9 protein-coding genes and 1 pseudogene are annotated in these 10,020 nt (G+C 66.1%); 4 read left to right on the top strand and 6 right to left on the bottom strand.

Going from position 1 to position 10,020, the window contains the following annotated elements:
- Positions 1 to 46 precede the first annotated feature (46 nt).
- Positions 47 to 706: a TetR/AcrR family transcriptional regulator gene (locus AC2W7L_RS11480; protein WP_135810487.1), complete on the bottom strand. Its 660-nt coding sequence runs from the start codon at positions 704 to 706 to the stop codon at positions 47 to 49.
- A gap of 397 nt (positions 707 to 1,103) precedes the next feature.
- Between AC2W7L_RS11480 and AC2W7L_RS11475 the strand changes: the two genes are divergently transcribed.
- Positions 1,104 to 1,682, top strand: a complete 579-nt coding sequence (locus AC2W7L_RS11475) for an NADPH-dependent FMN reductase (RefSeq protein ID WP_135810486.1) — start codon at positions 1,104 to 1,106, stop codon at positions 1,680 to 1,682.
- Between the two features lie 118 nt (positions 1,683 to 1,800).
- Positions 1,801 to 2,561 (top strand): annotated as a pseudogene (locus AC2W7L_RS11470) (3-hydroxyacyl-CoA dehydrogenase).
- A 109-nt stretch (positions 2,562 to 2,670) separates the two neighbouring features.
- Here AC2W7L_RS11470 and AC2W7L_RS11465 read toward each other — a convergent pair.
- Together AC2W7L_RS11465 and AC2W7L_RS11460 are read right to left on the bottom strand one after the other, a co-directional pair.
- Complete coding sequence (locus AC2W7L_RS11465) at positions 2,671 to 3,303, bottom strand: response regulator (protein ID WP_486004573.1); 633 nt, start codon at positions 3,301 to 3,303, stop codon at positions 2,671 to 2,673.
- The gene (locus AC2W7L_RS11460; RefSeq protein WP_486004572.1) at positions 3,300 to 4,706 is read right to left on the bottom strand and encodes a sensor histidine kinase; all 1,407 of its coding nucleotides are present in this window, start codon (positions 4,704 to 4,706) and stop codon (positions 3,300 to 3,302) included. The genes AC2W7L_RS11465 and AC2W7L_RS11460 overlap by 4 nt, the downstream gene beginning before the upstream one ends.
- A 180-nt stretch (positions 4,707 to 4,886) precedes the next feature.
- Between AC2W7L_RS11460 and AC2W7L_RS11455 the strand changes: the two genes are divergently transcribed.
- Positions 4,887 to 5,921, top strand: coding sequence for a CPBP family intramembrane glutamic endopeptidase (locus AC2W7L_RS11455; protein ID WP_486004571.1), 1,035 nt, complete (start codon positions 4,887 to 4,889; stop codon positions 5,919 to 5,921).
- A complete protein-coding gene (locus tag AC2W7L_RS11450) occupies positions 5,918 to 6,322 on the top strand; it encodes a hypothetical protein (protein ID WP_486004570.1) in 405 nt (134 codons plus the stop codon). The genes AC2W7L_RS11455 and AC2W7L_RS11450 overlap by 4 nt, the downstream gene beginning before the upstream one ends.
- Here AC2W7L_RS11450 and AC2W7L_RS11445 read toward each other — a convergent pair.
- From AC2W7L_RS11445 to AC2W7L_RS11435, 3 genes are read right to left on the bottom strand one after another with little or no spacing between them, the layout of a single operon-like run.
- Positions 6,264 to 7,040, bottom strand: a complete 777-nt coding sequence (locus AC2W7L_RS11445) for a hypothetical protein (RefSeq protein ID WP_486004569.1) — start codon at positions 7,038 to 7,040, stop codon at positions 6,264 to 6,266. The genes AC2W7L_RS11450 and AC2W7L_RS11445 overlap by 59 nt on opposite strands.
- A 10-nt stretch (positions 7,041 to 7,050) precedes the next feature.
- The gene (locus AC2W7L_RS11440) at positions 7,051 to 9,075 is read right to left on the bottom strand and encodes a sensor histidine kinase (RefSeq protein WP_486004568.1); all 2,025 of its coding nucleotides are present in this window, start codon (positions 9,073 to 9,075) and stop codon (positions 7,051 to 7,053) included.
- Positions 9,072 to 9,971, bottom strand: coding sequence for a DMT family protein (locus tag AC2W7L_RS11435; protein WP_052240199.1), 900 nt, complete (start codon positions 9,969 to 9,971; stop codon positions 9,072 to 9,074). Before AC2W7L_RS11435 ends, AC2W7L_RS11440 begins: the two co-directional genes overlap by 4 nt.
- Positions 9,972 to 10,020: the final 49 nt, after the last annotated feature.

Here is a 10,020-nt window from a genome sequence, read left to right as displayed (position 1 = left end):
AGCAACCTCGCGCGAGGTTGCTGGGCCGCCGTCAGGCAGCAAGGGGTTATTTGGTGTCGGCGATGAAGTCGAGCATTCCGGCCTGGTTGACTGGCAGAGCCAACAGACGGTCGAGTTCGGCCTCGTCGGGGTCGATGCCGAGGATGCGCAGCGAGTACTGGGTGAAGTCGCGCTCGATCATGTCAGGCGTCAGGTCGCCCGTCGGCCGGTACCACAGCGAGAGCGAATTGCAGATCGAGTGGATTGCGCGCGTGGCCAGAGCCGCACTGTTGACGCGGAACGTCCCTGCGTCGATTCCGGTCTGGACGATATCGCCCATGATCTCGCGAGCTTCCCGCTGGAGTTCCTTGACGCGGACCGCGTTGTCGCCGGTGAGGCGTTCGGTGTCGCGCAGCAGCACGGTGGAGACCGAGACGTTCTCCATCCGATAGCGGGCGAGGTAGCGCACGGCCACGGCCAGCTGATCGACCGGATCATCATCGACGTCGGCGATGACCGCTCGGCAGTGCTCGACGTACCAGGTGTACGCGGTGTGGACGAGCTCGTAGAGAGCTTCCTGCTTGGATGGGAAGTAGTAGTAGAGCGCAGAGAGGCTCAGACCTGCTGTCTGTGCGATATCGCGGATGGACGCGCCGTCGAATCCTTTGTCCGCGAAAGTGTCCCGGGCCGAGCGGAGAATGTTGTTGCGGCCGTTGGTTGAGCGCACGATGACCGGACTCCTTGCCTAGTTTTTCGTTGAAGCCGACTTTTTAACGAACAGTCTTTCACTTGCCCAACGACCATACACGACCGGTGGTCTCTGCGGGCCTGATTTCGCGGGGAATTACAGTATCACCGTGTTCAGCGTCCGTTGCGACCGAATGCGGATTCCATCGGATCTCGTCATCAGGACAGTGATCGACCAGTGGCTGGACAGTGACCTCACCTTGCGCTGATCAGTGACCAGGGTCACTCGAATATGGGGAATGATTGATCGTTCAACCATGTTGGTCAGTGTGGAGCTGCAGGCGATGTCGGCATGCGAGATCGCAGGCTCTGCCCCGTGAACTCGACCGCCACGGCCGCCCGGCCGGCGGACACCGCTCAACGAATTGAGGATGCATATGCTCAACATCGCCATCATTCCCGGAACCTCCCGCCCGCAGGCTCTCAACCCGCAGATCGTGAACTGGGTCGAGCAGCAGCTGGCTTCCAATGATGATGTCCGCGCCGAGGTCGTCGACTTCGGCAGCTTCGACCTGCCCCTGCTCGACGAGGTGGTCCCCGCCGGCGCGAAGATGTACGCCAACGACCACACGAAGGCCTGGGGTGCGAAGCTCGAAGAATTCGACGCCTTCATCTTCGTCACGCCCGAGTACAACCACTCGATCTCCGGCTCGCTGAAGAACGCCCTCGATTTCGTTGCCACCGAGTTCAACCACAAGGTCGCAGGCATCGTGAACTACGGCGCCGACAAGGGAGTGCGCGCCGCTGAGCACCTGCGCCACATCCTCGCGAACTACAAGCTGGCCGTCGTCCGCGACCAGGCATCGTTCTCGATCTTCACCGACGTTGCCGACGGCACCTTCGCCCCGACCGAGGTCTCGGCTGCCCCGTTCGCATCCATGGTCGACGACATCGTCGCCTGGGGTGAGGCCCTGAAGTCCGTGCGCGAATCCGGCGCCGAGGAGCAGGCCGCCTGAGTCTGCCCGACACCATTTTCGAAGCCCGCCGGTCACCCGACCGGCGGGCTCCGTCGTCCCCGCACTTGCGTTAGAGTCACAGTGATCAACTGTTCGCTCAGCGATGCAAAGGACACTCATGGATCTCACGAACACCGTCGCCCTCGTCACCGGCGGGGCCTCCGGCCTCGGCCGCGCCACCACCGAACGTCTCCTGGCCGCCGCGCCCAGGTCGTCATGGTCGATCTCAACGCCGAGGTGGGGCAGCAAGCCGCCGCCGAACTCGGCGATTCCGCCCACTTCGTCACCGCTGACGTCACGAACGAAGAGCAGGTTCAGGCCGCCGTCGACACCGCCACCGGACTCGGCGCCCTGCGCGTCGTCGTCAACTGCGCGGGTGTCGCGACCCCCGGAAAGCTCGTCTCCCGCAAAGGTCCGCTGCCGCTCGAAGCATTCCAGAAGGTGCTGAACATCAACATCGTCGGCACCGTCAACGTCTGTCGCCTCGCCGCCGCGGCCATGCAGAACCAAGAAACGCAAGGCGAGGAGCGCGGAGTCATCATCAACACCGCCTCCGTTGCGGCCTTCGACGGCCAGATCGGCCAGATCGCCTACTCCGCGTCCAAGGGCGCCGTGGCTTCGGTGACCCTCCCGATGGCCCGCGAGCTCGCCGCCTCACTCATCCGCGTCGTCACCATCGCCCCCGGCATCTTCGAGACCCCGATGATGGCCGGCCTGCCCGCCGAGGCGCAGGAATCCCTCGGCAAGTCCGTCCCGCACCCGGCCCGGCTTGGCAAGCCCGCCGAGTACGCGCAGCTCGTCGAGTCGATCGTGGCCAACCCGATGCTCAACGGTGAGACGATCCGCCTCGACGGCGCCATCCGCATGGCCCCGAAATGATCGCCTGACACTCTCACCGAGGATGTCCTCCCCGAAATAATCGCCTGACCGACAGAGCCGCCCGTTGCCCGCATTTGCGGACGGGCGGCTCTGTCGTCTGGTGGGCTGCTCAGCGGCGTGCGTTGACGAGGAGCGCCAGCTGCACTCGCGAGGTCACCTCGAGCTTGTCGAAGATGCGTGCCAAGTGGGTCTTCACCGTCGCGGTCGAGACGAACAGCGACCGCGCCACCTGCGCGTTCGTCATACCCCGCGCGACCGCCTCGGCGATTTCCCGCTCCCGTGTCGACAGCGACGCGAGCGGATCCTGACCCGGCGCCGAGGCGGACGGACGGGACGACATCAACGTGGCCAGGGCGGTCGCCGACAGAGTGCGGGTACCGTCGGCGGCCGCCCGGGCGGCATTGATGAGCTCTTCCGGCGGGGTGTCCTTGAGGATGTAGCCCGCGGCCCCGGACTGCAGGGCACGGTGGATGAAATCGTCGGTGCCGAAGGCCGTGAGCATGAGCACCTGTGGGTGCTCGGGATCGCTCAGCAGCGTCTGCGCGGCCTCGAGCCCGTCGAGGCGGGGCATCCGGATGTCCATGAGCACGAGGTCGGGACTCAGCCGGCGAGCGAGGTCGATGGCTTCGACACCGTCGACCGCCTCGGCGATGACGTCGATGTCATCGGCGGCGCCGAGGAGGAGCTTGAGGCCGGAGCGCATGAGCGATTCGTCGTCGGCGATGATGACGCGGATCGTCATGGTCTCTCCTGTTCGTCCGGGGAGCCGGCCGTGCCGGCGGCGCCCTCTGAATCGTCGTCTGTGAGGACGGCTGAGTCGATGGGGATGCGGGCGCGGAGGGTGAACTCCGGGGTCGTCGTCACCGTGAGATCGCCGCCCATGGCCTCCATCCTCTCCCGCAGTCCGAGCAGTCCCAACCCGGATCCGGTGACGAGCTGCTGCGCTCCGGCGCGGAACGCCGGGGCCAGGCCCGTGTGCGGATTGCTGGCGACGAGCTCGAGGTGGCCGTCCGCCTCGTCGAAGCCGACCTTGATCGTCACCTTCTGGCCCGGGGCATGCTTGACGGCATTCGTGATCGCCTCCTGGACGAAGCGGTAGATCGTCGTCTGCTCGAGTGCCCCGCACCGGTGGAGGACTGCGGCGGTCACCGGTTCGAGGTAGCGCAGCTCGGCGGTGTCGCCTCTGGCCGCAACGAGACGGTCGATGTCGGGGTCGATGACCGTGCCCTGGTCATCGCTGCGCAGCATGGTCAGCACCTCCCGGAGTTCGACGCCGGAGCGACGGGCGGCATCGGCGATGAGGCGGGCGCTTTCGCGAACTTCGTCAGGGGCGAGGTCCTGCCGCACGGACAGGGCGCCGGAATACATGGCGATGACAGACAGGTGGTGGGACAGCGAATCGTGCATATCGCGGGCGATGCCGCGGCGCACTTCGGCGATGGCGCGGTCCTGCCGTGAGCGTTCGCGCAGCAGGGTCTGCGCGGCAGTGTCGATCAACCCCTGTTCGCGGGCGCCGCGGATGACGCCGATGATGACGATGACGGCGTACAGTGTGCCGCCGAAGACGAACACCGGAAGTTCGAAGGCACCCGCCGCCTGCGGAGTGAGGACGTAGGTGGCCGAGAAAGCTGCCAGTGTGGCGGCGAGCCCGACGAAGTCGAGGGCCCAGCTGCGTCGGGCTGACAGTGAGACGAGCATGACCGAGGCGGCGAAGGCGCCGAGGATGCTGACCGTGCCGAGGAGGATCCCGATCATCCCTACGGTGACGGGAACCCAGCCGCCCGGTCGGCGCTGCAGAGTTTCGACGGATCCGTCGGCGGCGAGGAACTCCTCACCTCCGTGGCCGGTGACGGTGAGGAACTCGCGCAGCTTCTCCGCGGCGAGCACTTTCGGGCGCAGCTGTTTGCGCGGCACTCGGCGTCCATCGAAGAGGAGGACGATGGGCAGACAGACGAAGGCAACGAGCCCGAAGGCGATGTGCACGAAGATCTCGGCACTGAGCGCAGCCGCCCGGTCGCCCGCATCCTCGGCTGCCGGCCATTGGTCTCCGACGATGAGGACGAGCAGGAGCACGCCGACGACGACGGAGATGCCTGTCCAGAGGAGGGCATGCGCGAGCGGACGGCGGACGGGGCGAGGAGTCACCCTTCGAGCCTACCGGTGTGATGGTTGTGGGGCTGTCGTCCGAAAGGATGAGTTCTGCAGGACACTGTGGTCGCAGGTACCCGTCCAGAGGCCTCTGACGTGCGCATTCATTCGATCGGATGACACGAATCATGCCCTCGGCCGATGGTGGACGTCCGTCGGTTTCGAAAGGGTGGAGACATGAGAAATCAATCCCACTCACTGCGCTTTCATCGGCAGTTCGCCGCGCTGCCGGATCAGCGGTGGTTCAAGCCGATCCTCGTGGCGCTCCTGGCCGCGGTGTTCTACCTGATCGCCGTCATCGGCCTGTTCGTGGCCTTCTTGGTCTGGGAGCTGTTCGCCCTCGGCGCCGACGGCGCCTTCCACGCGTGGTCGGACCAGCTCATCGACATGAACACCGTCACGGGCGTCCTCTTCGGATTCGTCAGCGTCATCCTCATGTGGCCGGCCGTCGAGCTCGCGACCCTGTGCATCTACCGGCGCTGGTTCTCCTCGATGATCTCGCTGCGCGGAGGAATGCGCCTGCGTCGGCTCGGACGATATCTGCTGGTCGGCGCGGCCGTATGGGTGGTCTGTGCGCTCGTCATGGTCACCTTCTCCGACGGGGCGATGGGCGATCTGACTTCGGGAGTCGTGTGGAACAGCCACGTGCTCGCCATGCTCGTCGCAATCATCCTCCTCGTGCCCTTCCAGGCGACGGCCGAGGAGATCGTCTTCCGCGGATTGGCCATGAACATCATCGGCTCCTGGCTGCGTCACCCTGCCTGGGCCGTCCTCATTCCCGTGCCGGCCTTCGTCGTCGGCCACGTCTATGACCTGCCGGGACTCATCGACGTCGGTATCTTCGCCGTGATCGTCGGCACCCTGACCATCATCACCGGCGGTCTGGAAGCCGGGATCGCCTTCCACATCGTCAACAACGTCTTCGCGTTCGGTCTGGGCGTGCTTGCCGGTGCCGACCTCAACGCGACGAGCGCACCCACGGTCGAAGTTGTCATGTCGATCGCGGCTCCGATCGTCTTCGGCATCCTCGTCGTCCTCGATCATCGCCGCCGAGGCGGCACCTTCCCTCACCGAGGAGGCACCTCCTTTCGCCGAGGCGGCCCGACCGACCGTGAACTGCTGAGTCCCCGCGGGGACGGTCCCGAGACTGCGGAATCCGGGACGGACAGCGACGTGAATACCAACACCGAAACGAAAGCGAACCTGCCATGAGCTATTACAGTGAACTCGCCCAGGACCTGCGTCGGCGCGGCTGCGAGGAAGATCAGGTCCTCACCGTCCTCAACGAGGTCAAGGAGGCGACACAGGAAACGGGTACGACTCCCGAGGCCGAGTTCGGCACACCCGAAGAGAAGGCCTCAAAGCACAGTGGGAGGCGCACACGGTCCACGGGCCAGGTGATGCTCAACGTGTTCGGATTTGCGGGCGTGTGCTGTGTGGTCGTCTACGCCATCTGGCCGGGACTGTTCGACTTCACGAACCCCGTGCTGTCGAATTTCGCCGGCATGATCGCGCTCCTCGTCCTGCTCGTCATCGGCGCCTTCGCCGCAGGGGTCATCGACACTCGTCTGCCGAAGGGGTTCGAGGCTCCGCGGACAGAAGTCGATCGATGAGCTCGTCTGCCGTGATGCCCTCGGCCCGGGCGGCAGCATCGACGCGCTCGAGCATCGCAGGCGACAGCCTCGGCGACGGCTGAGTCGATCCGGTCGAGGTCACACCGGGTTCGTCGGCGTCCACAGGCTTCGACCCGGCCCTGAGCAGCAGCGACGTCAGGGGAACGATGACGACACCCAGCGCGGCGAGAATCCACACGATCCCGTTGAGACGGGTCAGCCACTCGAATTCCCAGGCCGATTCCACCCAGATCGTGATGAGAACCAAGCTCGTGCCGAGGGCAAGGAGACCGAGCGTGATCGGCAATCCGATCCGTACCACCCGCGACCTGGGCACCAGCAGCAGAATGAGCGAGGATATCGAGGCGACGGCGGTGACGAGGGCGAACGAGGACAGCAGCTGGAAGAGGGCTTCTGCGCGTTCATAGTGTTCCGAATCCGCGTACGGATCACCCCAGAGGAACCACAGACTCAGCGCCATCGTGACTGCAGACATACCGATCGTGGCGATCCCGAACCACTGGGCCCGGCGACCGACGAGTGTGGCACCGCAGAACGCTGCCACGCTGATGGCGCCGGTCAGAGCCGTGGTGGCGATGACTTTGTATGTTGCGTCGGACTCGACGTCGCCGAGGAGGACGACGATCCCGCCGGCCGCAGCCAGACTGAAGGTCACGACGATGATGGTGGCAATCGTGCGCCGCAGAATCCGCGCCACCTCCGGACCCTCACCCGACCGGCAACGACGCCCTCACCGCGAACCCGCCAGCATCCGTCGGCCCCACCTGCAGGCTCCCGCCCAAGGCCTCGACACGTTCGCGCATCCCTCTGATGCCGAAACCTCCGCCGAGGTGGCTGTGCCCACCCGCATCCGCCCCGCTGTCGGGTTCCCCGTTGAGCACGGAGATCTCGAGTCGGGTGCCGATGACCGTGACGGTGACGCCCACCGCAGCACCGGCTGCATGTCGCAGCGCATTCGACAGGCTCTCCTGCACCACGCGGAACGCCGTGAGACTCGTCGTCGGCGGCAGCGGCAGGGTCTCAGCCGGAAAGTCGAGTTCGACGACGGCGCCGGAGCTGCGGGTGACATCGACCAATGCGGGAATGTCCTCGACGGTCGGCTGCGGAGCCAGGTCCGCATCTCGGCCCCCACGGAGGATTGCGAGCAGTCCCCGCATCTCCGTCAGCGCCTGCCTGGCCGATGAGGCCATCGAATCGAACTCACCGAGGCTGCGCTCATCAAGTCCGGGCAGCCGGTACTTCGCCGTGGTCGCCTGCACACTGATGACCGACATGCTGTGGGCGACGACATCGTGAAGTTCCTGAGCGATCCGGTTGCGCTCCTCCAGCTCCTGGCGCTTCGCCAGCTCCGCGGCACTGAGTTCGCGTTCGGATTCGAGCTGCCGGCGACCTTTGATGAGCAGGTTGCCGATGACGCCGATGATCCCGGCGCCGGCGGCGATCGACATAGTGGTGATGACGTTCGACAGCGCCCCGGGCAGCTCGCCGGCATGCGGCAGGATCAGGGCGAGCACGGCGACGAGCGCACTGCCCGACCACAGTGCCACGAGGTGGATCCAGCGGTGACGCAGACCGATGATGAGGTGGAGGAACACGAGAGCCAACAGTGAGGTGACCGTGAACGGTCGGACCGCTCCCGAGACATCCGCGGTGAGCAGAACGCCCGCCAGCTGAGCGACGAGTCCGAGGCCGACCGCCGGAATCGGCCAGCGCACGGAGAGTAGGAGTGCGGCGCTGAGGCTGAACGCGAGAAGCATCGCGTAGACGGTCGGGACGCCGTAGAGGACGGTGGTCACCGGCCAGGCGACTGCGACGAGTACGACCCCGACGAATGCCGCGATGAGCCAGAACCATCCCTGACTCCCCGCGACGGTCGACAGCGGCGACGACTGCGTCGGAGGAGACGGCTGCTGTGGGTGAGCTGCCTGCGCAGAGTCTGATGACTGAGCCGACTGCATTGCGGAAGCTGCCCCCTGAGGAGACAGCGCAGCACGAATCGCGACGATCTCGAGCAGCGCCATGGCATGGAGAACGAAGGGGAACGTCAGCAGCAGGATGATCCCGACGATGAACTGGAAGGTGGCCTCGGCTGCGAACCCGAGATCAGTGACCGGGGAGTTCGTCACCCACGCGACGACGAAGTCGACGGTGTTTCCGCCTCCATCGGGGACGAACGCGCCCCAGAAGAAATGCGTGATCCCGCCCAGACCGCCGGCGAACCAGGCCAGGCAGACGGAGAACGTGAAGAGCCGGATCGGCAGGGCGAACACGGTTTCGAAGAGTAAGTCCAACCACGCGCGGGCATCGGACAGCGGAGCCAACCACCAGCGAAGTCCGTGTCCACGGGGACGGGGAGCCGCCTCGGCGATGGGCGCGCCCCAGGCGCGGGCACGGCCCCGGGAGAGGTTGCCGAACGCGCGGGCGACGGTGAGCGTCAGCGGCAGGAGGATCACACCGACCCAGACGATGACCGTGGCGATCGAGGCGGAGAACAGGGTGATGAGCACCGGGAACGCGATGAGCGAGATGAGCAGGCTCGGGGCGATGAGAACGGAATCGCGGCCGAGATTGCGCCACAGCCTGGCCCACCGCGAACGCGGTTCGCGAGGGGCCGGAGAGTCGGCGGCCGACGTTGCGTTCGGGCCGATCTGCGGAGGCTCTGCTGGGCGGGGCACGTCTCCAGAGTACGTGTCGGCGGGGGCGGGGGAGGTGAGATCGGGGGAGTGGTTCACAGCGTGATTCCTTCCTGAGCTGTCTGCGAGGCGGCCGGCGCAGGGGCGGCGGGGGCAGTGCCGCGAGATTCGAGGACTTTCGGGTGAAAGCGCGAGAGCATCCACACCCCGCCGATGCCGACAGCCGCGGAGACGAGCAGACCGATGACAGCCGGCGGCGTCAGTCCCGTGTATTCGCCGAAGAACGCGGCACCGATGATGACGGCAACGATCGGGTCGATGACCGTGAGACCGGCCAGCACCGTCTCGGCGGGGCCGCAGGCATACGCGGTCTGGACGAGCCAGAATCCCGCCGCCGAGGCCAGCCCGACCGCGGCCAGCAGCGCCCACCAGCGCAGACCGAATGTGTCGAGTCCGGGCAGACCCGACATGACGACCGACCGAGCCAGGACGTGCGTGGCCGCAGCGACCGTGCCGAAGACGATCCCGGTCATGACGACCCGAGGGATGTGGCCGGCGGAGCTGAACGAGAACAGTCCGGCGAAGAGGGTGAGGGCGATGAGCACGGCGAGCAGCCAGGTCACCGACTGTGCGTTCACGGAGATATCGTGGGCGAACCTCGCCGAGGTGGCCACGAAGGAGAAGATCCCGAAGAGCGTGACCGCGATGCTGATGAGCAGCGGAGCACCGAGGCGGAGACCGAAGTACCGCCGGCCGATGAGGACGGCGAAGACGAGCGAGACCGCGCCGATGGGTTGGACGATGGAGACCGGACCGAGTCCGAGTGCGATGACGTTGAGCACCGTGACCAGCCCCATGAGGCCGAGCCCGGTGACCCAGGTGGCGCGACGGCGCAGGCCGGGGGCCATGGTGGCCACGGCATGCTGCTGGAAGTGGGTTCCCAGGGCCAGGCAGAACGCTGCGGCGGTGGCGAGGATGACGGCGGTGATGATCATGACTCGAACATTAGGGAGGCGGTATGCGCCGGCACATCATACGCAGGAG

It is taken from the genome of Brevibacterium sp. LAARM3_SD1, from assembly GCF_057364765.1.
This window is presented reverse-complemented; position numbering and strand designations above follow the sequence as displayed.

What these genes read in the sequence shown, in the direction of transcription:
- AC2W7L_RS11465 (WP_486004573.1), bottom strand. Translation starts at nt 3,303, where the DNA reads ATGACGATCCGCGTCATCATCGCCGACGACGAATCGCTCATGCGCTCC.
- AC2W7L_RS11455 (WP_486004571.1), top strand. Translation starts at nt 4,887, where the DNA reads ATGAGAAATCAATCCCACTCACTGCGCTTTCATCGGCAGTTCGCCGCG.
- AC2W7L_RS11435 (WP_052240199.1), bottom strand. Translation starts at nt 9,971, where the DNA reads ATGATCATCACCGCCGTCATCCTCGCCACCGCCGCAGCGTTCTGCCTG.
- AC2W7L_RS11450 (WP_486004570.1), top strand. Translation starts at nt 5,918, where the DNA reads ATGAGCTATTACAGTGAACTCGCCCAGGACCTGCGTCGGCGCGGCTGC.
- AC2W7L_RS11475 (WP_135810486.1), top strand. Translation starts at nt 1,104, where the DNA reads ATGCTCAACATCGCCATCATTCCCGGAACCTCCCGCCCGCAGGCTCTC.